The organism is Methylobacterium sp. J-048 (genome assembly GCF_022829515.1).
Taxonomy (GTDB): Bacteria; Pseudomonadota; Alphaproteobacteria; order Rhizobiales; family Beijerinckiaceae; genus Methylobacterium.
Genome location: NZ_JAKSYL010000178.1, coordinates 75143 through 97901, shown reverse-complemented (window position 1 = coordinate 97901; position 22759 = coordinate 75143). Strand labels below are relative to the sequence as shown.

20 protein-coding genes and 1 tRNA gene are annotated in these 22759 nt (G+C 70.1%); 12 read left to right on the top strand and 9 right to left on the bottom strand.

Annotation, left to right across the window (positions count from 1 at the left end):
- Positions 1-14 precede the first annotated feature (14 nt).
- Positions 15-650: a hypothetical protein gene (locus MKL09_RS17965; RefSeq protein WP_244022307.1), complete on the top strand. Its 636-nt coding sequence runs from the start codon at positions 15-17 to the stop codon at positions 648-650.
- A 518-nt stretch (positions 651-1168) separates the two neighbouring features.
- Positions 1169-2131: a helix-turn-helix domain-containing protein gene (locus tag MKL09_RS17960; RefSeq protein WP_244022305.1), complete on the top strand. Its 963-nt coding sequence runs from the start codon at positions 1169-1171 to the stop codon at positions 2129-2131.
- 547 nt (positions 2132-2678) lie between these two features.
- Here MKL09_RS17960 and MKL09_RS17955 read toward each other — a convergent pair.
- From MKL09_RS17955 to MKL09_RS17935, 5 genes are all read right to left on the bottom strand, one after another.
- Positions 2679-2891, bottom strand: a complete 213-nt coding sequence (locus MKL09_RS17955; protein ID WP_244022303.1) for a hypothetical protein — start codon at positions 2889-2891, stop codon at positions 2679-2681.
- A 76-nt stretch (positions 2892-2967) separates the two neighbouring features.
- Positions 2968-4308, bottom strand: a complete 1341-nt coding sequence (locus MKL09_RS17950) for a PQQ-dependent sugar dehydrogenase (protein WP_244022301.1) — start codon at positions 4306-4308, stop codon at positions 2968-2970.
- Positions 4305-4781, bottom strand: a complete 477-nt coding sequence (locus tag MKL09_RS17945) for a DUF2231 domain-containing protein (protein WP_313901191.1) — start codon at positions 4779-4781, stop codon at positions 4305-4307. The genes MKL09_RS17950 and MKL09_RS17945 overlap by 4 nt, the downstream gene beginning before the upstream one ends.
- Positions 4782-4970: 189 nt before the next feature.
- Positions 4971-5297 carry a hypothetical protein gene (locus MKL09_RS17940; RefSeq protein WP_244022298.1) on the bottom strand — a complete coding sequence of 109 codons (327 nt, stop codon included), beginning with the start codon at positions 5295-5297 and terminating at the stop codon, positions 4971-4973.
- 249 nt (positions 5298-5546) lie between these two features.
- Entirely contained in the window at positions 5547-5945 is a 399-nt protein-coding gene (locus MKL09_RS17935; protein ID WP_244022296.1) for a PRC-barrel domain-containing protein, read from the bottom strand.
- A 298-nt stretch (positions 5946-6243) separates the two neighbouring features.
- Here MKL09_RS17935 and MKL09_RS17930 point away from each other — a divergent pair, with 298 nt between their 5' ends.
- Positions 6244-7131 carry a DMT family transporter gene (locus tag MKL09_RS17930; RefSeq protein ID WP_244022358.1) on the top strand — a complete coding sequence of 296 codons (888 nt, stop codon included), beginning with the start codon at positions 6244-6246 and terminating at the stop codon, positions 7129-7131.
- A gap of 5 nt (positions 7132-7136) precedes the next feature.
- On the opposite strand, the gene MKL09_RS17925 is transcribed toward MKL09_RS17930, so the two are convergent.
- Positions 7137-8063, bottom strand: a complete 927-nt coding sequence (locus tag MKL09_RS17925; protein WP_244022294.1) for a hypothetical protein — start codon at positions 8061-8063, stop codon at positions 7137-7139.
- A 135-nt stretch (positions 8064-8198) separates the two neighbouring features.
- Here MKL09_RS17925 and MKL09_RS17920 point away from each other — a divergent pair, with 135 nt between their 5' ends.
- From MKL09_RS17920 to MKL09_RS17905, 4 genes are all read left to right on the top strand, one after another.
- Positions 8199-8762 (top strand): nitroreductase, encoded by a 564-nt coding sequence (locus tag MKL09_RS17920; RefSeq protein ID WP_244022292.1) that lies wholly within the window; start codon positions 8199-8201, stop codon positions 8760-8762.
- 27 nt (positions 8763-8789) lie between these two features.
- Positions 8790-9419, top strand: a complete 630-nt coding sequence (locus MKL09_RS17915) for a flavin reductase family protein (protein ID WP_243970250.1) — start codon at positions 8790-8792, stop codon at positions 9417-9419.
- 335 nt (positions 9420-9754) lie between these two features.
- Positions 9755-10846: a lytic transglycosylase domain-containing protein gene (locus MKL09_RS17910; RefSeq protein WP_244022356.1), complete on the top strand. Its 1092-nt coding sequence runs from the start codon at positions 9755-9757 to the stop codon at positions 10844-10846.
- Positions 10843-12375 carry a DUF2336 domain-containing protein gene (locus MKL09_RS17905; RefSeq protein WP_244022290.1) on the top strand — a complete coding sequence of 511 codons (1533 nt, stop codon included), beginning with the start codon at positions 10843-10845 and terminating at the stop codon, positions 12373-12375. Before MKL09_RS17910 ends, MKL09_RS17905 begins: the two co-directional genes overlap by 4 nt.
- Positions 12376-12396: 21 nt before the next feature.
- Here MKL09_RS17905 and MKL09_RS17900 read toward each other — a convergent pair whose 3' ends face one another.
- Both MKL09_RS17900 and MKL09_RS17895 read right to left on the bottom strand, forming a co-directional pair.
- Positions 12397-14253 (bottom strand): glycoside hydrolase family 15 protein, encoded by a 1857-nt coding sequence (locus MKL09_RS17900; protein ID WP_244022288.1) that lies wholly within the window; start codon positions 14251-14253, stop codon positions 12397-12399.
- Positions 14254-14370: 117 nt separating this feature from the next.
- Entirely contained in the window at positions 14371-15615 is a 1245-nt protein-coding gene (locus MKL09_RS17895) for an acyl-CoA dehydrogenase family protein (RefSeq protein WP_244022286.1), read from the bottom strand.
- A 116-nt stretch (positions 15616-15731) separates the two neighbouring features.
- On the opposite strand from MKL09_RS17895, the gene MKL09_RS17890 reads away from it, so the two are divergent.
- Positions 15732-16487: a response regulator gene (locus MKL09_RS17890; RefSeq protein WP_244022284.1), complete on the top strand. Its 756-nt coding sequence runs from the start codon at positions 15732-15734 to the stop codon at positions 16485-16487.
- Positions 16484-17905, top strand: a complete 1422-nt coding sequence (locus MKL09_RS17885) for an ATP-binding protein (RefSeq protein ID WP_244022282.1) — start codon at positions 16484-16486, stop codon at positions 17903-17905. The genes MKL09_RS17890 and MKL09_RS17885 overlap by 4 nt, the downstream gene beginning before the upstream one ends.
- A 31-nt stretch (positions 17906-17936) precedes the next feature.
- Here MKL09_RS17885 and MKL09_RS17880 read toward each other — a convergent pair whose 3' ends face one another.
- Positions 17937-20084, bottom strand: a complete 2148-nt coding sequence (locus tag MKL09_RS17880) for a methyl-accepting chemotaxis protein (RefSeq protein ID WP_244022280.1) — start codon at positions 20082-20084, stop codon at positions 17937-17939.
- A 425-nt stretch (positions 20085-20509) separates the two neighbouring features.
- Here MKL09_RS17880 and rocF point away from each other — a divergent pair, with 425 nt between their 5' ends.
- From rocF to MKL09_RS17865, 3 genes are all read left to right on the top strand, one after another.
- On the top strand, positions 20510-21478 hold the full coding sequence (rocF, locus tag MKL09_RS17875; protein WP_244022278.1) for an arginase: 969 nt from the start codon (positions 20510-20512) through the stop codon (positions 21476-21478).
- Positions 21478-22335, top strand: a complete 858-nt coding sequence (locus MKL09_RS17870; protein ID WP_244022276.1) for an urease accessory protein UreD — start codon at positions 21478-21480, stop codon at positions 22333-22335. The genes rocF and MKL09_RS17870 overlap by 1 nt, the downstream gene beginning before the upstream one ends.
- A 166-nt stretch (positions 22336-22501) precedes the next feature.
- Positions 22502-22575: transfer RNA gene (locus MKL09_RS17865), tRNA-Cys, on the top strand.
- Positions 22576-22759 lie beyond the last annotated feature (184 nt).

The window sequence follows — 22759 nt, the reverse complement described above, 5'->3', positions numbered from 1 at the left end:
CGGAGATATCTCGGTTGGTTCGTTTCGCCTCGATTGTCGCCGCGTCCGGGCTCGGCGCCCTAGCGACGTGCGGGTCCGCCTGGGCGGGGCCGGAGATCACCCTCGCGGCGATCACGACGGGCCGACTCTACATCGTCGGGACGACGGAGCGCCCGCACATGCCCGTGGTGCTGGAGGACAAGTTCCGCACCGAATCGGACGACAAGGGCCGGTTCCAGTATGAGCTGATCTACCATCCGGCTCGCTGCATCGTCTCCGCGACGATCGACGGCAAGGTCGTGGAGGCGGTCGTCAGCAATTGCAGCCAGCATTGTGAGGTGGTCCCGCAGAATGCCGCCGCAGGCCCCGTATCGGCCGCCGTGCCGCTGCCGGCGAAGACTGGCCAGGCAGCGGGATTGCCGGCCGCCCCGGGCCCGACGCAGCCGCCGCGATCGACTCCGCAGAACCGGAGGGCCGTCGCGATCCCGCCGGCCGCGGCGCCCGTAGCCCCACCGCGGGTCCAGATCGAGCGGCCGCCGAGGCCGCCGCAGCGGCCGGTCACGCAAGCCCCACCGCAGGCCCGGGCCGTCCAACCCCCTAAGCCGGCGCGTAAACCCCGGCCCACGCCGCGGGAGGCCCCCGACGATGCCGGTCCGCCGATCGCCGATTGATCGGGAAGTCCGAGGCCGCGACACGATCAGCTGACGCCCGGCCGCCGGGGCTCGGGGCCCCATGATGTGACGCGCACCGGATCGCCGGCAGGCTCTGACGATCTGTTCGGAATGTGGGCGGCGCAGATCGTGGTTAGAGCGCCATCCCAACAGATGATGTCCTGCTCTCCGGAAGAGGGGATGCCGGATCGAGGGCGTCGCTCATCGTTCTGAATTCAATATTAAATTCCTTAATCTTCAAGCAATTCATCCGATTGCCGAGCTTTCACGCAGAACAAGCGTTTGCTGCGACGTTTTCACTCATGAAAATTGAGCGGCTTCGATTGCTGGAATAAAATAAATAAATTCTGTATCCGTCAATTCTATACTGTAGATATCTTCTCGGTAGATACTGATCCCGATCCATTACGGCATAACTTTCGAGCCTTAATGTCGCTCGCGAGAGCTACCAATTTTATCAAGAATGCCTAACAACCTATCGTTCTTGAGTTGAGGACGAAGGGTCAATCTTCGAGACAATGAAAACTATCTTTTCGGCTCTCGGCGAGCAATCGGACAAGAACTTTCAGCTCTGGAAAGATGTTGCGCACGCTCGTCTCATGCCGGCGGAACTGTATCGGATCGATGACGGCATCTTCCGTGGTCTATTCGAAGGAACAGATCTCGGATCGCTGCTGATCACCCGTTCGACGTTCAGCGCCGTGCGTGTCGAATCGACACCGACGACGCTCCGTCGGAACGCCAAGCGGGACACCCTTGCCGTCACGATCAAGCTGTCTGGGACGTCGACGTGCGAGCAGTTCGGACGCCAGGCCATCGTGCGGCCTGGCGAGATCGTGGTCCTGGATCGCGGGAGCCCCTCCATCCGCCAGACGACCGGACCGTCCCGTTCCCTGCTCGTGGAAGTTCCGAAGGATCGATTGGAGAACCTTCTCGGGGACGCGCGACACTTCTCGGCTCTCACCATCGGCGCGGATTTCGCCAGCACCGGACTGGTGAGGACGTTCCTGGACACGTTGCTGCGCGTCGAGAGCAACTTCACGCCCGATGCGGCCGAGCGGATGTCGGGGATCGCCGTCGACCTGATCGGGGCCTGCATCGCCGAGCGCCTGGCGAAAGCGATGCCCCGGCCGCTGCACGGCACCGTTGTGGTCCAGCGGGCGAAAGCCCATGTCGAGGCGAATCTCGGCGATCCCACCCTCGACCCGCCCCGGCTCGCAGCTGCGGTCGGCGTGTCGCTGCGCCGGCTCCAGGAACTGTTCCATGAGCACGGCCAGCACATCTCCGACTGGATCTGGCAGCGCAGGCTGCAGATGGCGGCCAAGCGCCTGACCAATCCGGGCTGCCGGCATCTCTCCCTCGGCACCCTGGCCTATGGCTGCGGCTTCGCCAGCCAGGCCCACTTCTCCCGCCGGTTCAAGGACCGATACGGGATGGCGCCGAGCGAGTTCCGGCATCTGACCGATCAGGCTGATCCCTGATCCTGATCGCACGCGACAATCCGCGTTTCTCGCGCCGCAGCCGAAGGTACAGCGCCGCGCGCCGTCGATGACAAGACGCGCCGTCAGCCCTTTCCCGGGCGGCGCCGCGCACCGACATCAGCGCCAATGCCGGGCGCGACGCAGAACAGGCAGATCATGTCCCAGGTGTGCCGGAGCACGCCGATCCTGAAAGCTTGGGCATACATCAAGGTCACACCGCGAACACAGTCGCGGACCTGACGGAGACTAAAAATGCCCCTCGCAACCCGCTTCATCCTCGCCGCCGCCGCGACGATCGCCACGTTTGCCCTCCTGGCCGGCTCATATGTTCAGGCCCTGGACCTCGCCCTGCCGGCTCATTTCGTCTGATGCTGGCAGGTCCGGGCGAGAGAGCACCGAGCAACCCGGCGCTCTCATCGGCTGAGACGATTCGGAAAAGGCCGTCGAGGATCCCCAGATCCGTTCGACGAAACCCTTCTCTCGTACCCGGCACCAAACCGCTTAGCCGCGGCCAGCTCAACAGCTTCGAGATCCCACGGTCTGCCAGCTACGGCGATGACGACGCCTGATCGGATCCGTCGGTCCCTGAACTTGTCGCCGAGCCCTGTGCCTCGCGATCGGGAATTTGGTAGCCGCGCTCCCAGATGCCGTGCTCATCCATGTCGGCCGGATAGGGATTGGCCGTGATCGGCTCTCCGCGATCCCGAGCATGGCGCCCCTCATCACTGATCGCCGTCGGGGAACGGGTCGACATCGTCATCGTGCAAGCCTCCCAATGTTGAATCGGCTCGCATCGTTGTCGCCGAGAGCGATGCGACGGACCGCCTCCCGCGGGATCATCGGATGATCGCCGCCGGCCCGGCCTCGGAGCGCGCGCCCGATCCGGTCACACGCCACACCGTGCCGCCGGCATCGTCGGCGATGAGCAGGCTGCCCTGGCCGTCGATCGCCAGCCCGACCGGCCGACCGCGGGCCTGTTTGTCGGCGTTGACGAAGCCGGTGACCACGTCCTGGGCCTTCCCCGCCGGCTTCCCGTTCTCGAACGGGATGTAGACCACCTTGTAGCCGTTGAGCGGATCGCGGTTCCAGCTGCCGTGCTCGCCCACGAAGGCGCCGCTCCGGTAGCCCTGCGGCAGGCCGGTGCCGGTGGCGAAGGCCATCCCGAGCGGGGCGACGTGCGAGCTCAGCGAATAGTCCGGCATGATCGCCTGGGCGACCAGCTCGGGCCGCTGCGGCATCACCCGCGGATCGAGATTCTGGCCCCAGTAGCTGTACGGCCAGCCGTAGAAGCCGCCCTCCTTCACCGAGGTCATGTAGTCCGGCACCAGATCGGGCCCGAGCTCGTCGCGCTCGTTGACCACGCACCAGAGCACCTTGGTCTGCGGCTCGAAGGTCAGGCCGTTCGGGTTGCGCAGGCCGGTGGCGTAGAGCCGGTGGGCGCCGGTCGCCCGGTCGATCTCCCAGATCGACGCGCGATCCTTCTCTTCGTCGATCCCGTTCTCGGTGACGTTGCTGTTCGAGCCGACGCCCGCGTAGAGCTTCGTGCCGTCCGGGCTGGCAGTCAGGCTCTTGGTCCAGTGATGGTTGATCCGACCCGCCGGCAGCTCGGTGAGCTTGGTGCCGGGCTCGGTGATCTGGGTCGCGCCGGGTTTGTACGGGTAGCGCATCACCGCGTCGGTATCGGCGACGTAGAGATCGTCGCCGACCAGCGCCATGCCGAAGGGCGCGTTCAGCTTGTCGAGGAGAACCGTGCGCAGTTCCGCCACGCCGTCGCCGTCGGCATCGCGCAGCAGCGTGATGCGCTGACCGGGCCTCTCGGGCGGATGGGACAGGCCCTCGAGCCAGCCCATGATGATCTCCTTGGGCCGGTTGATCGGCGGGGTCGGGCCGCCGCTCTCCGCCACCAGGACATCACCGTTGGGCAGGACCAGGAGCGAGCGCGGGCTCTTGAGCCCGGTGGCCACGGCCTTCACCTGCAGGCCGGCCGCGACCTGCGGGGTCTCGCCGTCCTTCCAGCCGATCGCCCGGGACACGTGCATCGGAGGCAGCAGGTACTGGTGCAGTTCCGGCAGGGGCGGGTTCGGCCCGATCTGGGTCTGCGGGTCGATCGGATCCGGCCCGCAAGCGGCCAACGGCAGCAGGGCGGCGCCGGCGAGGAGGTGACGAAACCGGTTCATGCGCGCTCTCCCGGCTGAACGCCGACCCGGTGACGATGGACCAGCTCCGCGCCGTTCCAGACGGTCACCAGCAGAATCACGACCAAAAGCGCCGAAAGAATCAGGCCGGTCGGCACGACGGATGTGTAGGCGTCCCGGCTGTGGACGAAGACGTTGAGGATGGCGAGGATCAGCGCCAGCGCGTTGCCGCCCGCGTGGATCCAGGCGGGCTTCAGCCGCCGGATGCTCCGATCCCCGAAGAAATCGATCGCGCCGGCAATGCCTGCAAAAACCGAGGCGATCAGCCCGACGCTCAGGAGCCAGACCGAGAAGTTGGCCCACTGCATGTTGGCCGTCGACCAGTAGGCGACATCGGTGACGAGGGTCCCGGCGAAGCAGACGATCGGGATCGGCACAAGCATCGGATGGATGGGATGACCGGCGATACTGGCGGTCGATCGCGGGTAAGTATCGGACACGGGGATCCTCGACATACGATCACATCGTTTATCGACGATCTTACCGCTTGCCGACGCAAAGGTTCCGTGCTCGGCGTCCCTGCGACATGGCGCGTCGCCGGGATCGGGACGGCCGACGGCTGCGATACGGCGGGCTCGGCCGGCGCGACTGAGCCCGTGCGGCCCCGCACCGTCAAACCGTGAACGCTGTGTCGTTTTCTAAAATCATTGCTCGGCATCACTATTGCCGAGCCTGTTCAGCATCGCCATTTCTTGTCTCATTCGCGGACAAGCGGCGACGTGCAGTCCAGGATTGAGCCAATGGCCGCTGCAACAGTAGAAAAGCCGCTCGATGTCGGTGGCCCGATCAGCCGACGGGCAGCCGCGCTCGGCAACGTCAAATGGTTTCGTGCCCTCGCCTGGCGAGCCCTGCGCGATGGCGGCCCTCAGGCCACCTTGCGCGCGGCCAACGCCCGGGCAGCGGCCCGCATCATCCTCCGCCAGGCGAAACGGGATGCCTTGGTAAATCGGATCGCGCGAGAAGCCCTTCAAGGGGATCGGGCGTCGTCCTGACTCTCGCTCGGCCACCGATGCCTGCGACAAAGCCGAGGCTGTGATTCCGGGGATGAGATCGTGGCCATCGCGCCGCGGGACGCACGTCCAGCCGCCGGCGCGATGCTGCCTCTGGAGCGATGCGGCATCTCGGTCTCGATCCGCCCTGCGTCGAAGGGGCGGGACGCCACGAAGAGCCGGGGCTGCGGCAGAAGCGGCACTCCGCTCGCCGGCAGCCCTGTCAAAAAATCAGCGCTTGAACTTGCCGTCGTACTTGAACTCCGGCGCGGATTTCAGCTGGTCCTTGGTGGCGCCGATGATCGCCTTCCACTTCTTGGCGTCGGCATCGTAGCCGAGCGCCACGGAGGACGGTGAGACCGCGACGTAGCGCTCGCCCATGCCGAGGAAGCCGCCGACGGAGACGATGTAGCCGACAAGCTTTTCGTGGACGATCGCGAGGTCCTTGATCTCGCCGACCGTGTTGTTCGCGGCGTCGGTGATGGTGAGGCCGATCAGGTTGTAGCTCAGCACCGCGTCCTGCGGCACGCTCTCGAACTTGGGGGCCACCGTCGGGGGCGTGGTGTTCTCGGCGAGGGCAGGACCGGCGAGAACGGCGGCGGCGAGGGTAGCCAGAACGAGGCGGCGCATCGGGATCTCCAGTGGCCCGGAATGGGCGCCTGGAAAGAGCCGACCCGGTCGCATCGTTCCGCCCTCACGCAGAAATGTTAATGCTCGGAACATGGAACCGATCGGATCCCTCGGGCGGGCGCCGCCGGGTCTCCAAGCGGCATGACGGCCCAAGGCGATTGTACGGGTCCACGGCCAGGACAGTTCAGCTGGATCGCGCCCGAACCGTCCCTGGCGGCGAGCGGCCGCCGGACGCATGTCACGGCCGGACGATGACCGGGGGACAGGGACAGTGAGACAGGGAGAAGTCGTGAAGGCGTTGCCGGGCGGCGCTGGTTTAGGCGCCGTCGCGCGGCAGCCGGGGGCCTGGATCGACGGGCTGATCGGCGTCGCGATCTTCAGCGCCTCCCTGGTGGCGACCCGCCTGGCGCTCACCGGCATGGACGCCCTGTTCCTCAGCGCCGCGCGGGCGGCGCTCGCCGGGCTCGCCGGAGCGGGCGCGCTGCTGATCCTGCGGGAAAAGTGGCCGCGCGGGCGCGATATCGGCGCGCTCGCGATCGTAGCCGGCGGCGTCGTGGTCGGCTTTCCGCTCCTGACCGCGCTGGCTCTGCGCACCGTGGGCGCGGCGCACGGGACTGTCTTCGTCGGCTTGCTGCCGCTCTCGACCGCTCTGTTCGGAGCCCTGCGCTCGGGAGAGCGCCCGTCCGCGGCGTTCTGGATCCTGTCGGTGCTCGGCGCCCTCGTGACGGTGGGCTTCGCCGCCCGCGGGCTCGACGGGCCGCCGGGACCGGGCGACGCCTTCATGCTCGCGGCGATCCTGGTCTGCGGGCTCGGCTACGCGGAGGGCGGAATCCTGGCGCGGCGTCTCGGCGGCTGGCAGGTGATTGCCTGGGCGACTGTCCTGTCCCTGCCGCTCTCCCTGCCGCTGGCGCTGGCCCTCAGCCCCGCCCATCCCGAGGCGATCCCGCTGCCGGCCTGGGCCGGCCTGGGCTACGTCGCCCTGTTCAGCATGCTGATCGGGTTCGTGTTCTGGTACCGGGCGCTGGCCCGGGGCGGCATCGCGGCGATCGGGCAGCTCCAGCTGCTTCAGCCGTTCCTAGGGCTGGGCGTCGCCGCCCTGGTGCTCGGGGAACGGATCGAGCCCGCGATGATCGCTGCGGCCATCCTGGTCGCCGCCTGCGTGGCCCTGGCGCGGCGGCTGGCCTGAAGAGTTCAGCCGGCCTTGGCCACCACCTCGATATCCCGGTCAAGCCCGCTCTCGACCTTGAACTCGCGGGTATAGACCTGCCCGTCATGGCGGGCGATCAGCACGTAGTCGCCCTCGGCCAGGGTCACCTGCGGGAACGCGCCGATCGCCTCGCGGATCGTGTCGCCGCCGGGCGTCAGCACCGAGAAGGCGGTGCCGGCATAGGCCTCGGCCCCGGGTGCCGCCACCAGTTTGAGGGTGACGGTGGCGGCGCGGTGGTTGAGGGTCGCATCCGTGACCTTGCCGTTCTCGACGCGCAGGTCGGCCCGCTGGATCGCGTTGGATTCCCCGTAGGTCGAGACCACGTGATAGGTGCCCTCGGGCAGGCGCAGGATCTCCCCCGCCTTGATCCCGGAGCGCACCAGCCGGCCCTCGGAATTGGTCCCCACCGGCACGAACACCGAGAACAGGAGCTGCGCGGCCGGGATCTTCTGGTCGCCGACCGCGCCCGCGAGCTTCAGGGCGCCGGCCGCGACCCGGAGGGTGTCGGTGGCCGGCTGGCCGCCCATCACGATCCGCTTGGAGGCGCTGGCGAAGCCGTAGGTCACGGTCGCCACGTAGGCGCCGGGGGCCAGGGTGAAGCTCGGCTCGGCCTCGGTGGAACGGCCGACGATCGAGGGCCGGGTGCCGTCGCCGCGATCCTCGTAGATCCGCCAGGCCAGGCCCTTGCGCAGCGGAACCCCGGCCCCGGCCAGAAGCGCCGACAGGGACAGCTGTGCCTCCGGCTCGGAAGGCGGCATGCTGGGCGGCAGGCTCGGGCTGGTGATCGACGGAGACGGCAGGGGATCGCCGAGGCGATTCTGAAACACGCCCTGCTGCGCGAGCGCGTTCGCCGGCAGGAGATGGGCCGGCAGGAGAATTGCCACCGCCATCGCGGCAAGCCTCGTGCGCATCGATCGAATCCCCATCACACCGTATCCTGGCCCGCCTGTGCCTCCGGACCATGGCAGCGGCAAGGCCGCACGCTCTTCCGCCGCCGGGCCCTGCATGCCACATCCGGATGCCGATTCCCCAGCGGGACAGGACGCATGAACGCCACCCTCGACCTTCTGACAGCGCGCCGCTCGGTGCCGCCCCTGCTGCTCGACGGCCCGGGGCCGGACCGCGGCGAACTCGAGACCATCCTGACCGTCGCCTCCCGGGTGCCCGACCACGGCAAGCTGGCGCCCTGGCGGTTCATCGTCATCGCCGAGGCGGCCCGGGAGCGGGTCGGCGAGACCATCGCGGCGACATTCCTGGCCGACAATCCCGGCGCGACCCCGGAGCGGCTGGCCCAGGAACGCGGGCGCCTGATGCACGCGCCGCTCACCGTCGCGGTGGTCTCCCGCACAGGCCCGCACATCAAGATCCCAGAATGGGAGCAGCTGCTCTCGGTCGGCGCCGCCACGATGAATCTGGTGATCGCGGCCAATGCCTCCGGCTTCGCCACCTCGTGGCTGACGGAATGGTACGCCTACGACCGCCGCGTGCTGGACGCTTTGGGTCTCGCGCCGTCCGAGAAGCTCGCCGGGTTCGTGCATATCGGTCGGGCCCGCGAGGTGCCGTCCGACCGCCCGCGGCCGAGTCTTTCCGAGATCGTGACCTATCTTTGAGTGCGATTGGTCTCAGAAGGCGCACCCGTGCATTACGATCTCGAAGCCCCGCGCGAGGCGCGCGCCCTGCCGCACAACCCGCTGAAGGCGATCGTCGCGCCGCGGCCGATCGGCTGGATCAGCGCCATGAGCCGGGACGGCAAGCTCAACCTCGCGCCGTACTCGTTCTTCAATGCGGTGGCCGACAACATGGTGGCGTTCTCGTCCTCGGGCCGGAAAGACGCCATGACCTTCGCCGAGGAGGGCGCCGAGTTCGTCTGCAGCCTGGCGACCTGGGACCTGCGCGACGGGATGAACGATTCCTCGGCGCCGTTGCCGCGGGGCGAGAGCGAGTTCGCCTTCGCGAAGCTCGAGACCGCGCCCTCGCAGAAGGTGCGCCCGCCCCGGGTGGCGGCCTCGCCCGCCGCCCTCGAATGCCGCTGGCTGCAGACCGTGCCGCTTGTGCCCCTCGGCGGCGGCGAAGCCGAGAACTTCCTGGTGATCGGGCAGGTGGTGTCGATCTACGTCGACGAACGGTTCGTCACGGACGGCATGGTCGACACGGCGGCGATGCATCCGATCCTGCGCGGCGGCTATTTCGACTATTTTCGCGCCACCGCCGACACCCGGTTCCAGATGCGCCGGCCGAAGGGCGCGGCCGAGTTCACCGGGTCCTAAAACCGCAAGAGAAGCTGACGCAGCGGGGCGTTGCCCGTTCCGCACCGTCCCTCTCCCGGGGGCATGGAGCGCGAGCGGAATGCAACCCGGGACCCAGCACGGGACAACGCGAAGCGTCCGTGCTGCTCTGCGACCGTGCCGCTGCGCGGCGCTTTCTCTGCTGGGTCCCGAATCGCGTTCCACTCACGTTGCAGGTGTCCGGGACAGGGGGCGCTTCGTCCGCCAGGGACAGCGAAGCCTTTGGAGAACGCAAACCGTGGCGTAACTCCGATTGAGGAGTTGTTTACCATAAGCGGCGCAGGTTCCCGGTGTCCTCAGACCCCGTGCGCGCCCGGATGTTCCTGTTCACCACGCCGTCCAGCCCCCCGGAGAGCAGCCCGCCCGCCCAGGCGCCGCGGGCGGCGTCGGGTGCGGCCGCGTCCGGTCCGGTAGTCCAGGCGATCCGCGACGGCGCCATGGCGAGCGGCGTCGGATTCGACTACCTCCTGGCCACCGCCCGGCGGGAATCGGCCCTCGATCCGGCGGCCAAAGCCGGGACTTCCTCGGCTACGGGGCTGTTCCAGTTCATCGAGCAGACCTGGCTCGGGGTGATGAAGAATGCCGGGCCGAAGCTCGGTCTCCAGGCGCAGGCGGACGCGATCACCCGGCAGCCGGACGGCACCTATGCGGTCCCCGACGCCGACCAGCGCCAGGCGATCCTCGACCTGCGGCGCGATCCCAAGGTCTCCGCGACGCTGGCCGGCGCCCTGACCCAGCAGAATTCCGACGCACTGGCCGCAGCCCTCGGGCGCGACCCGACCGCGGGCGACCTCTACGCGGCGCATGTGCTGGGGGCCAAGGGCGCGGCCGCACTGATCTCCACTGCCCGCGCCTTCCCGGCCCGGGCCGCAGCCCTCGACCTGCCGGAGGCGGCCGCCGCCAACCGGGCCCTGTTCTACGACCGCGCCGGCCGGCCCCGTAGCGCCGCCGAGCTCTATGCCAGCCTGTCGGCCGCCGCGCAGGGCGCCGCCGCCACCGACCTGACCGCCCTGCGCCAGGACGGCGCCCCGGCCACGCAGGCGGCCACGGCCTATGCCAGCACCGCCACGGCGTTCGGCGGCACCTCCGACCTGCGCAGCCTGTTCCAGACCGACCAACGCGGGGCCGCCTCGGACGCGGCGGCGCGCCTCTGGCAGGCCCGCAACGCCGCGCCGCCGACCCAGCACCCCGCGCCGACCTATTTCCCACGCTCGGGCACCGAAGCCCCGACCAGCATTGCCGCCATCGAGCCGGCGACCACCGGCGCCCTGGCCGAACCGGCGCCGACCCCGGCCGGTGCCGCGCTCGTCAATCCGCCGCTGCCGCCCCGCCGCCCGGCCGAACTCGCCGGCGCGGGATCCACCCCCGGCATCAGGACCAGCCTGTTCGCCCCCAGGAGCGGCCCATGATCATCCGCGAGTTCCTGGCCTGGACCCAGAACGCCTCGGCCGGCCGCCGGGCCGAGGCAACCACCGCGCTGGCGCGGGCGTACCTCTACGGCGACCTCTCCGCCGACGAGGCCTGGGAGGCCAAGACCGCGCTGCTGTCGCTGCTCGACGACCCGTCGCCCTTGGTCCGCCGGGCGCTCGCCGAGACCTGCGCGGCCTCCGCGCGGACGCCCCGGCCCCTGGTGGTGGCTTTGTCCTGCGACGTGCCCGAAGTGGCCCGGCCGGTCCTGGCGCGCTCGCCGGTGCTCACCGACGCAGATCTGGTCGATGCCGCCGCTTTGGGCGACGAGGCCACACGGGCGGTGATCGCCTCCCGCCATCACCTGTCCCACGCGGTTTCGGGGGCTTTGGCCGAGATCGGCGAGCTCGACACCCTGGTGGTGCTCGCCGGAAATCCCACGGCGAAGATCACCGCGGGCCGGATGCTGCGGATGATCGAGCGCCGCGGCGACGAAGCGGACTTACGCGAAGCGCTGCTTCGCCGATCCGACCTGCCGCCGGAGGTCCGCTACGCGATCGGCCTCGCGGTGGCCGAGGCGCTGTCGCGGTTCGTCACCGACCGCGGCTGGATCGGCACCGAGCGCTGCGACCGGATGCGGCGCGAGGCGGGCGAGCGCGTGGCTCTGGAGACCTGCGACGGATCCGGCGCCGCCGCTCTGGCGCGCCTCGTGGCGCATCTGCGCACCACCCGCCAGCTCACCGCGGGGCTGATCCTCCGCGCCGTGCTCTCCGGCCGGACCGACTTCGTGCAGGCGGCGCTGGCCGACCTGTCGGGCCTGGATCACGTGGGGATTGCCCGCGCCATGCGGGATCCCCGGTCCTTCGCTGATCTGCATCGGAAGGCGGGGCTGCCCGACGCGCTGCTCCCGGCGATGCAGGCGGCGCTGAGCGCCCGACAGGCGGCCGCGGGCAGCTCGGCCAGCCTGCGGGGCGCCGGCCTGTCACGCCGGATGATCGAATCCGCCATCGACGCCTGCACCGACCTGCCGGCACCGGAGATGCAGGCGGTCGTCGCGTTGCTGACCCGCTACGAGGCCGAGGCCGCCCGCGACGAGGCCCGCGAGGTTGCCCGCGCCATCGCGGCCGAGGCGACGGCCCGGGAAGCCGCCCGCCGCGACGCCGCAGCGGCCGATGCCGCCTGGCGGGCCGCCCTGGAGAGCCAGCGCCGCACCGCCTTTGCCGAACCGGAGAGCGCCGTCGAAACCGTCGCGGTGGCACCGGTCGAGACGCCAGATCCGGTGATGGTGGCGCCTGCGATCGTCGCGGAGATGCAAGCCGAGCCGGCCAACCCGGTCGGCGCGATCCTGGATGCGCTGCCCGAGCAGATCCTGGCCTGGTACCGCACGGAGCCGAAGGAGGAGGACCCGGAGGTGCAGGCCGCCATGCAGGAGGTTCTCGACGGGCTCGGCGCCGACCTGCTGGATCAGTTCCGCGCCAGCCGCGACACCGCGGAAGCGGGGTCGGACGAGGCGATCCGGATCGCGGCCTGACCGAGCGATACGAACGTCGACCTATTCGGCCGCGCGCTGCGCGACCGCGTCGACCAAGCCGAACCGGTCGATGCTGTCCTCCAGCCGCAGGGCCGCGTTGATCAGCGCCATGTGCGAGAAACCCTGGGGTACGTTCCCGCGCTGCTCGCCGGTGGCCGCGTCGATCTCCTCGGCGAACAGGCCGACATCGTTGCCGCGCGCGATCAGCCGCTCGAACGCGGCCTTGGCCTCGCGGGTGCGCCCGTCGAGCGCGAGGCAGCCGACCCGCCAGAACGCGCAGGCCGTAAACGTGCCCTCGTCGCCCTTCAGGCCGTCATCCATGCGGTACCGGTAGATCAGGTCGCCGTCGCCCAGCTCCCGCTCGATCGCCGCCAGGGTCGAGCGTGTGCGCGGGTCGGACGGATCGAGCGCCCCGAACAGGGCGACGCGCAGCACGGCCGCGTCGAGGTGGTGCGACTCGTAGGCGCCGGTATAGGCCTGCTTCTCCGGGCTCCAGCCCTTCTCGAGATATTCCGCCCGGACCTCGGCGGCGATCCGCTCCCACTCGGCGATCTTCTCCGCGGGGACGCCCGCGATGTTGCGGCCGATCCGGGCCGCATCGGTCAACGCCACCCAGATCATCGCCTTGGTGTGGACCTGCTGGCGCGGCCCGGTCCGCAATTCCCAGATGCCGTTATCGGCATCGTGCCGGTGGCGGATCGCCCGGGCGGTGAGGTGGTCCAGCACCTCGGGCAGGCGGTCGTTGACCTTCTCGGGCGGATCGTAATCGACCGCTTCCAGGAACACGCAGAGCGCCCGCAGCAGCTCGCCGTAGATGTCGTGCTGGTCCTGGGCCTCGGCGAGGTTGCCGATCACCACCGGGCCGACGCCGTGCCAGCCCGCAAGATGGTCCAAAACCTCCTCCGACGGCATGCCATCGCTGATGCCGTACATCAGCTTGGTGTCGCGCCCGTAGGAGCCGTCGCACTCGCGCAGGAAGCGGAGGAACTCGGAGGCCTCGCGCAGGTAGCCGAGCATCACGAAGGCGGTCACCGTGAAGGCGGCGTCGCGCATCCACGTGAAGCGGTAATCGTAGTTGCGGTCTCCCGGTACCGCCTCCGGCAGCCCGGCGGTGGCTGCGGCGACGATGCCGCCCGTCGGCGAATAGGTCAGAAGCTTCAGGCACAGGGCCGAGCGCATCACCGCATCCCGATAGGCGCCGCGGTAGGAACTGCGGGCGCTCCAGCGGCGCCAGTATTCGGTGGTCGATTCCAGGCGGCTTTGGGCGCCGGCAAAATCGTCGATGCAGGCGTCCTCGTTGTCCTCGCCATGGGTCAGGACCAGGTAGCCGGTCTCGCCCGCTTCCAGGCTGAACCGGATTTCGGCCTCGTCGCCGTCCAGCTGCGGCTGCGGGAAGGCGTTGACGCGCAGGCGGCAATCTCCAGCCTCGAACAGGACGGACCGGCCCTCGACGATCGGCGTGCAGGGGCGGCGGGCATAATCGAAGGTCGGGCGCACCACGAACCGGCCGGTCACCTGCCCGCTCTCGCAGGTGAGCATCCGGATCAGACGGCTCTCGCCCTCGCCGTCGGGCCCCTCGTCGGGCTCCGGGCTCGGAGGGTTGACCGGCATCAGGTCGAGGAGCCGAGCGCGCCCGGTGGCGGTGGTGAAGGTGGTCTCGAGGATGTTGGTGTCCGGCACGTAGCGGCGCGTCGTGCCCTCGAGCCCGTCGAAGGCGAGGCTGCACGCGCCGCCCTTGTCGTCGTCCAGGAGCTTCAGGAACAGGGCCGGCGAGTCGTGACGCGGCCAGCACAGCCAGTCGATCGAGCCGTCCCGGGCGATCAGGGCGCAGGAATGGGTGTCGCCGATGAGGGCGTAATCGCTGATGGGCTTCGACACGGGTCTTCCGAATGGCGTTTGCGCCGATGGTGCGGCGCACTCAGATCCCGGTGAGGTAGCCGGGCCGGACGGGGCGGGGAGTCCGGCTCGACGATTCGCCGCACGGGCCGCGACCCGTCAGCCGCCGGGCCGGGGCAGCATCCGGTCGCTGATGATCCGCCGCTGGATCTCGCTGGTCCCCTCGAAGATCGTGGTCAGGCGCGCGTCGCGCCAGTAGCGCTCGACCCGGCGCTCGGTGGTGTAGCCGTTTCCGCCATGGAGCTGCATCGCCTGGTTGGTGACCCGCACGGCCATCTCGGTGGCCAGGAGCTTCACCATCGCGGATTCGCTCTCGGCCGGCTCGCCCTGGTCGAGGAGGTGGGCGACCTGATGCCAGAACGCCCGCGCCTGGGCGACCTCGGCGGCCATGTCGGCCAGCGCGAAGCGCAGGGCCTGGAAATCGCCAATCGGATGGCCGAACTGGACGCGCTCCTGCAGGTAGGCCTGGGTGTCCTCCACGGCCGCCCGCGCCACGCCGACCGCGCGCGCCGCCGTGTGGACCCGGGCGATGTTGAGCCCGCGCTGGACCGAGGCGAAGCCGCCGGAATCGGCGTCCGCCCCCTGGTCGCCGTAGAGCCCGGTGAGCCGGTCGCTCTCGGGCACGCGCACGCCTTCGAGGTCGAGCTCGAAGGTCTGGAAGCCGTGATAGCCGATCTTGTCGATCACCCGGCCGGTCATGCCGGGGGGGAAGCTGTCGCGGTCCTTCACCACCAGGAACGGCTCCAGGCCGGCCGAGCGCGATTCGCCGGGCTCCGGATCGCGGGTGCGGGCCAGGACCTCGACGAAATCGGCGCCCTTGGCGAAGCCGGCCCAGCGCTTGGTTCCCGTGAGCACCCAGTCGTCGCCGTCCCGCACCGCCCGGGTCTGCACCCCGGCGAGGTCGGACCCGGCATTGGGCTCCGACAGGGAGATCGAGCCGATCCAGGCGCCCCTGGCCGAGCGCCGCAGCAGGTCGGCCCGGCGCTCGGGATCGAGGGTCTGGGTGCCGAGCCCCTGGCCGCGGGCCAGGATGCTGCCCACCGACAGCCAGGCCCGGGCCAATTCCTCCGAGACCAGGCAGTACTCGAACACCCCGAGGCCGAGGCCGCCCTGCGCCTCGGGGATCGTGATTCCGAACCAGCCCTTCGCGGCCATGGCGTCGATGAGCGAGCGGGGCATCTCGGCCTTCTGCCGGTCGAGCTCGTCGGCCAGCGGCAGGACCGTCTCGGCCGCGAAGGCCCGGGCCTCGGCCTGGAGCGCCGCGCGAGCCGGCGTATGCCAGGGCGAGACCAGTTCGGGCGGCTTCGGCGCGATCGGATCCGGCTTGGCCGCCTCGGTGGTCATGGTCTCTCCCGGAATCCAGTCGCCGCCGCTGCTACGGCTGTGCTGGAAACACGCGCTTACAAAATGGTTCCCGCAAGCATCTTCGAATAGTCGGCGCGTCGGCGCATAATACCCTGATGACGCTCGCCGATCCGCTCGCCGATTCCTGCGCGATGAACGCACCCGCCACACCCCACATCCTCGTGGTCGAGGACGATCGCGAGATCTCGGCCCTGGTCGCGCGCTACCTGCGCGGCAACGATTGCCGCGTGACGCTGGCGGGCGACGGCACCGAGATGGACCGGGCGCTGGCGGAATCGCGGATCGACCTGATCGTGCTCGACCTGATGCTGCCGGGCGAGGACGGGTTGAGCCTGTGCCGGCGCCTGCGCGCCGCCTCGCAGATCCCGATCCTGATGCTGACCGCGAAATCCGAGGAGGTCGACCGCATCCTCGGACTCGAACTGGGCGCCGACGATTACCTCGCCAAGCCGTTCAACCCCCGGGAACTCCTGGCCCGGATCCGGGCGATCCTGCGCCGGGTTTCTGCCGAGGCGCCGGATCCGGACGAGCGGCGGCGCCTGCATTTCTCCGGCTGGACGCTGGACGTGTCGCTCCGGCAGGTGCTGTCGCCGGAGGGCGCCCGGATCGCCGTCACGGGGGCGGAATTCGACTTGCTGCACGCGCTCTGCCTGCGGCCGGGCCGCGTGCTGTCGCGCGACCAGCTCCTCGACCTCACCCAGGGCCGCACGGCCGGACCGTTCGAGCGCAGCATCGACGTGCTGATCTCGCGGATCCGCCAGAAGATCGAGCGCGACACGCGCAACCCCGAATTCATCCGCACGATCCGCTCGGGCGGCTACCTGTTCACCCCCGAAGTGACCCGGTCATGAGCGCGCTTCCCAAGGCCTTCGGACACCTGCGCGCCCGGCTGCGCCCACAGAGCATCGCGGGCCAGATCGCTCTCTTGGTCGTGGCCGGGATCGCGGTGGCCCATATGGTCGCCACCGCGGCGTTCCTGCTCCTGCATGAACCGCAGAACCCGGACACGCTGCCGGGCGTCGCCGCGGGCCGGCTGTCCACGCTGGTGCGACTCCTCGACGAGGCGGACCCGGCCGTGCGGCCGGCCCTGCTGGCGAGCGGGCGCAGCCTGCCTCTGGTCCGGGTCGAGGCCTGGGACGGGACGGTGCCGCCGGGCGCGGTGCCCGTGCCCAACCTGCCGGTCATCAACCGCCTGCGCGTCGGCGCCGGTCGACCGGTGACTGTCGTCGATCTCTCCGCCATCGATCCCGACCAGGCGCAATCGGACGGGTTGCTGCATATCGGGGTGGTGACGCCGACCGGGGCGACCCTTCAGGCCACGCTGCCGAACGCTCCCCTGCACCCGCCGCGACAGAGCGCGCTGATCTTCACCGTCGTGTTCCTGGCGCTGACCCTGGCGCTGCTCTGCGTCTGGGCGACCCGGGCGCTGACGGCGCCGCTGGCGCGACTCGCCGGCGCCGCGGAGGCGTTCGGCACGCGGGACGACCACGTCGCCCTGCCGGAGGCGGGCCCCCGCGAGGTGCTCGCCGTCTCCCGGGCGCTCGACCGGATGCGGGCGCGGGTGCGCCGCTTGATCGACGACCGCACCCAGATGCTGGCGGCGATCAGCCACGACCTGCGCACGCCGATCACCCGCCTGCGCTTGCGCGCCGAGTTCATCGAGGACGACCACACCCGCACGGCCACCCTGCGCGATCTGGATCAGATGAACGGCCTGGTCGAGGCCGCCTTGTCCTTCGTGCGCGACGGGCAGACCCGCGATGCCGGCAGCCTCAGCCTCGTAGACCTCGCCTCGGTGGTGCAAACGGTCTGCGACGACTTCTCGGATTTCGGCGCCGCGGTGAGCGTCGGACGCAGCCGGCACGTCCTGGTGCAGGGCCGGACGGAGGAGCTGCAGCGAGCGATCACCAACCTGGTGGACAATGCCGTGAAGTACGGCGGCGGGGCGGAGGTTCGGATGGAGGCGTCCGAGCGGGGAATCCGGGTCTGCGTGCTCGATCATGGGCCGGGCATCCCGGAGGCCGAGCGCGACGCGATGCTGCAGCCGTTCGTGCGCGGCGACCGGGCCCGTAACCTCAACGAGGCCAGCGGCTTCGGCCTCGGCCTGTCGATCGTACTGGCGATCGTCGAGGCGCATAACGGCCGGCTGGTCCTGGAGAACCGGCGCGAGGGCGGGCTCTGCGCCGCCATCGAATTGCCCCTGGCCGCGCAGGTCTATGCGGGGCGGACGGTGCGGCCGGCCTCGCCGCTGCCGGCCCGGGCGGCCTGAGACCGTCCGAGCCGGGTTTCCGTGGGTTGGATCAGACCGCCCGGACGTTCTGCAGGAACTGGAAGACCTCGGCGCGAAGCCGCTCCGACTGGGCCGCGAGGTCGTCCGAGGCCTGGGCCACCGAAGAGGCAGCCTGGCCGGCATCGCCGGCGACGCGGGCGACCTCGGCGATGCCGGTGGTCATCCCGCTGGTCCCGGTCGAGGCCTGCCCCATGCTGCGGACGATGTCCTGCGTGGTGACGCCCTGCTCCTCGACGGCGGCCGAGATGCTGGTGGAGACGTGGTTCATCGCCTCGATCTGGGACACGATCCCCTGGATCGCCTCGGAGACGCCGCCGGTCACCGCCTGGATCGACGCCACCTGACGGCCGATCTCTTCCGTGGCCCGGCTGGTCTGGGTCGCGAGTTCCTTGACCTCGGCCGCGACCACCGCGAAGCCGCGGCCAGCCTCACCTGCGCGGGCGGCCTCGATCGTGGCGTTGAGGGCGAGCAGGTTGGTCTGCCCGGCGATGGTCGAAACCATGCCGACCACGTCGCCGATCCGGGTGGCGGCGGCGGCGAGATTCGCCATCGTGCCCTCGGCCCGCTTGGCCTCCTCGACGGCCGTGGCCGACATGCCGGCGGCCTGCTCCACCTGGCGCCCGATCTCCTGCACGGTGGCGCCGAGCTCTTCCGCCGCGGCCGCGACCGCGTCGACGTTGTCGGCGGTCTGGCGCGCGGCGCTGGCGACGCTGGTCGAGCGCTCCGAGGTGCCGGCCACGGCGACCCGCATGGTACCGGACGCGCCCTGGAGCGCCGCGACACCCCGGGTCAGCCCCTCGGCGATACCGCCGACCGAGCGCTCGAAATCGTCGGCAAGGTCCTGCAGCATGACCCGGCGGGCCTGCTCCTCGTGCATCCGTGCCGCCTCGGTCGTCCGCAGCTGCTGCGCCGCCTCCTCGAGCGACACGTCGCGGATGGTGACGACGGCGCGGGCGATATCGCCGATCTCGTCCCGGCGGCGGCTGCCCGGCACATCGGTGAGGGCCTGGCGGTCGGCGAGGGCCTTCAGCGCCCGGGTCAGGGCGCCGAGCGGCGACACGATCGAACGCGCCAGCCGCAGGCCGAGCAATGCGGTTCCCGCCAGGACGCAGAGCCCAATCAGGAACAGCGTGCGTGAGAGGGCCTGCACGGCGTCGATCGCCTCCGCCTGGGACTGCTCCGCCACCACATTCCAGGGCGCGCCCAGGACGCTGACCGGCGAGGCCGCCGCCATGTGCGGGCCGTCCGCAGCCGGGAATTCGAAGCTGCCGCCGGCCTTGAGGCGATCGGCCTCGATCCCGAGGCGCGCGAGGCCGGCGCCGGCCTTCACCGCCTGGTTCAGCGGCGGGTTGCTGCGCAAGCGCCCATCCGCGCCGGCGGCCAGAACCTGGCCGGTCGCGCCGAGGCCGGTCCGCTTGGCGAGCGCCTGATCGAACAGGGTCGGCGTCACCCGCATGGCGATGAAGCCGATGCGTTCCGCGGCCTGGGCCGTACCCATGGCGACGTTCGCCCGCTTGGTCATGGCGCGGCCGATGAAGGCGGCCGGCACGCCGTCAACCGGATAGGCGGAAAAGTCCTCGAACAGGACCGTGCCCGGGTCGGCGGATTTCAGCCGCTCGACCAGACGCGCCAGCGCCGTGCCCTTCAAGCCGTCATCCGCCACCGACTGGGCGAAATCGCCGCCCTTGGTGGTCGTGTAGACGATGCGGCCGTCGTCACCGAGGAACAGCAGGTCGGCGTAACCGGCTTGAGCGATGAGCTTGCGCGCGACCTCCTGGACCTTGACGTGGCGGCGCCCGTACATGCCGGTTCCGTCGAGCGCGACCCGGGCCTCGACGGTCGGCGGCGCCCGGAATGTATCGACGACCGCGGCGGTGTCGGGCTTGGCGGGGTCGAGGGTCTCGATCAGGTCAGGGAAGTTCGAGACGATCTGCGGGTGCGCCGCCGCGGCGAGGAAATCGGCCTGCATCCGGTCCGCCACCAGTTCGATCCCGTCCCGGCGGGCGGCTGCGGCGAGCTGCAACCGCTCGTTCGCCGCATCGATCAGGCCGGCTTTGGCCGAGTACCAGCTGAAACCGCCCATCGCGGTGGCGCTGAGCAGCGCCAACCCGATCGTCATCGCCGGCAGGCGCGAACTCAGCCGCGAAAGCATCACCATGATAGGCCTATAACGTCTTCATATGGTCAAATCGGCGCAACCTAAGGGCAATGTCACTAAAATACGGTAAATATCGGCCAGATAGCGGGAGTTTGCTGCGCAATTGTCAATCTATCCGCACAATAGACCATCCAATATTTCTCGAACAGCATCCACACAAAAGAGCCGGCTGTTCAAGAAAAAGCGCCGGATCCGCATGAAGACGGCCTTCGAAAACCAATGCTGCGCGCAAGACGACCCGTTCTGCGCGCCGGACGGCTCCGCCCAGCCGCCGCGACCGCGCTCATGGACGCTCGGGCCCGGCGCTTGCTGGCGATCGGGACGCGTGGGCGCGAATCGGTGGCCTGCCCAGGCGACTCCGCCTAGAGCATTGGGGAAGCGCCAAGATTTTCACCGAAGACCTCCACCTGGACCGAGGGGACCGGATGATGAGCCAGACCAGCCGAGACGAGGCGCGCCGGATCGCGCTGATCGGGGCTCCGATCGAGGTCGGCACCAGCGAGCCCGGCGCGCTCATGGGCCCGGCGGCGCTCCGTACGGCCGGCCTCGCCCGGGCCCTGTCCGATCTCGGCCACGCGGTGGTCGATCACGGCGACGTCGCGCCGGACGGGCCGGCCGACGGACGGGGCCTGCCCGCCGTCGCGGCCTGGACCCGCGCCCTGTCCCGGGCGGTCGAGGCCGCTCTCGGGGCGGGGTCCATACCGCTCGCCGCCGGCGGTGACCACAGCCTGTCGCTCGGCTCGGTGGACGGGGCGATGCGCCACTGCGCCCGGGAGGGCCGGCCGCTGTTCGTGCTCTGGCTCGACGCCCATGCCGATTTCAACACGCCCGAGACCTCGCCCTCGGGCAACGTCCACGGCATGCCTCTGGCGGCGCTCTGCGGCGAGCCGGGCTTCCCCAGGCTGTTCGCCGAGCCGGCGCCGGCCCCGCTGCCGCCGGAGCACGTCCACCTGTTCGGACTGCGCTCGATCGACGCCGGCGAGCGGGCTTTGGTGACGGCCCGCCGGGTCGGCGTCACCGACATGCGCACCATCGACGAGTTCGGTGTCGTCGCGCCCCTGCGGCGCGTGCTCGACCGCGTGGCCCGGGACGGCGCGCATCTGCATGTCAGTCTCGACGTGGACTTCCTCGACCCGTCGATCGCCCCCGGCGTCGGCACCACCGTGCCGGGGGGCGCGACCTTCCGCGAGGCGCACCTGATCATGGAGATGCTGCACGATTCCGGGCTGGTCCGGTCCCTCGACGTGGTCGAGCTGAACCCGTTCCTCGACGACAGGGGTCGCAGCGCCCGGGTGCTGGTCGAGCTGGTGGCGAGCCTGTTCGGCCGGCGCATCCTGGACCGGCCGACGCAGGCGATCGAAGCGGTGTCGAGCGATCAGAACGGCCGCCATTGATGGCGGGCGGCCAAGCGGACGCTCACGACCCAGCCGAGGCACCGGCCCGCCAGCGGTCGAACGGGCGCGTCCACCTGCGCGCCGGGCCGGTCGGCGGCGCCGGCCCGACCCGGATCCTGGATCTTGCCGAATCCGGCCCGTCAAGGCTGCGCTTCCCGCGCGGGGAGGGGGCGCTGGAGGCGGTCCTGGTCAACACCGCGGGCGGGGTCGCGTGCGGCGATGCCTTCACGATCGCCCTGGATCTCGCCCCGAGGGCTGACCTCGTGCTGACCACCACGGCGGCCGAAAAAATCTATCGCTCGGACGGGCCGGTGAGCCGGATCGAGAACCGCGTCACCCTGGGGGAGGGGGCCCGACTGGCCTGGCTGCCGCAGGAGACGATCCTGTTCGATCGCGCCCGGGTGCGGCGGCGTTTCGAGGCGGATTTGGCCGAGGGCGCCGCCCTGCTCGCCGTCGAGATCGTGGCCTTCGGGCGCGCCGCCCAAGGCGAGCGGATCACGGACGGCCTGTTCGCGGATGCCTGGCGCGTGCGCCGGGCCGGCCGGCTCGTCTACGCCGACAGTTTGTTTCTCGATGGCCCGATCTCCGATCTCCTGGCCCGGCCGGCGATCGGCGGCGGCGCCCGGGCCTGCGCGACCCTGCTGGACGTCTCCGCGGGCGCAGAGGGGCGCTTGGAGGAAGCCCGCGCTCTCTTGGAAGATGCCGCCGCGCCGGGAATCGAAGCCGCCGCAAGTGCCTGGAACGGCCACCTCGCCATCCGCGCACTGTCGGACGGGGTCGGTCCCTTGCGCAGCCTCGTTGCCCGTGTCCTGGCCCGCTACCGTGATCGGCCGATGCCCCGGGTCTGGCAGAGCTGACGGGTCCGCCGCCCCATCGAAGACCGGCACGACTGCCATCGACCCGCATATTCCTGCGTAGAAGCCGCATACCGGCCGTTGCCTGCCGCCGCCCACCTCTGCTAGAGACGCCCACCCGGAGCCGGCCGCCAGGCTCCGAGGGCGACGCCTCGGCGTCGCGACGAGGGGCCTCGTGGCGGAGTGGTTACGCAGAGGACTGCAAATCCTTGCACCCCGGTTCGATTCCGGGCGAGGCCTCCATTTTTTGCATATTTGAACGCCATCGCGATCATCACGCGGGTGTCAGCAACGGTCATACGGCCCGTCCAGAACGTCGCGCCGAACGGCCGGCATCGATTGCGCGATGATGCGTCATTGGTTTCCCGCTAAAGACTTCGCGACGCCCGACGCCGTCATTGCGAGCATAGCGAAGCAACCCAGTGCA

Coding starts and splice junctions, on each gene's coding strand:
- MKL09_RS17960 (WP_244022305.1), top strand. CDS start 1,169: ATGAAAACTATCTTTTCGGCTCTCGGCGAGCAATCGGACAAGAACTTT.
- MKL09_RS17955 (WP_244022303.1), bottom strand. CDS start 2,891: ATGACGATGTCGACCCGTTCCCCGACGGCGATCAGTGATGAGGGGCGC.
- MKL09_RS17950 (WP_244022301.1), bottom strand. CDS start 4,308: ATGAACCGGTTTCGTCACCTCCTCGCCGGCGCCGCCCTGCTGCCGTTG.
- MKL09_RS17945 (WP_313901191.1), bottom strand. CDS start 4,781: ATGTCGAGGATCCCCGTGTCCGATACTTACCCGCGATCGACCGCCAGT.
- MKL09_RS17935 (WP_244022296.1), bottom strand. CDS start 5,945: ATGCGCCGCCTCGTTCTGGCTACCCTCGCCGCCGCCGTTCTCGCCGGT.
- MKL09_RS17925 (WP_244022294.1), bottom strand. CDS start 8,063: ATGCGCACGAGGCTTGCCGCGATGGCGGTGGCAATTCTCCTGCCGGCC.
- MKL09_RS17920 (WP_244022292.1), top strand. CDS start 8,199: ATGAACGCCACCCTCGACCTTCTGACAGCGCGCCGCTCGGTGCCGCCC.
- MKL09_RS17910 (WP_244022356.1), top strand. CDS start 9,755: ATGTTCCTGTTCACCACGCCGTCCAGCCCCCCGGAGAGCAGCCCGCCC.
- MKL09_RS17905 (WP_244022290.1), top strand. CDS start 10,843: ATGATCATCCGCGAGTTCCTGGCCTGGACCCAGAACGCCTCGGCCGGC.
- MKL09_RS17895 (WP_244022286.1), bottom strand. CDS start 15,615: ATGACCACCGAGGCGGCCAAGCCGGATCCGATCGCGCCGAAGCCGCCC.
- MKL09_RS17890 (WP_244022284.1), top strand. CDS start 15,732: ATGACGCTCGCCGATCCGCTCGCCGATTCCTGCGCGATGAACGCACCC.
- MKL09_RS17885 (WP_244022282.1), top strand. CDS start 16,484: ATGAGCGCGCTTCCCAAGGCCTTCGGACACCTGCGCGCCCGGCTGCGC.
- MKL09_RS17880 (WP_244022280.1), bottom strand. CDS start 20,084: ATGGTGATGCTTTCGCGGCTGAGTTCGCGCCTGCCGGCGATGACGATC.
- rocF (WP_244022278.1), top strand. CDS start 20,510: ATGATGAGCCAGACCAGCCGAGACGAGGCGCGCCGGATCGCGCTGATC.
- MKL09_RS17870 (WP_244022276.1), top strand. CDS start 21,478: ATGGCGGGCGGCCAAGCGGACGCTCACGACCCAGCCGAGGCACCGGCC.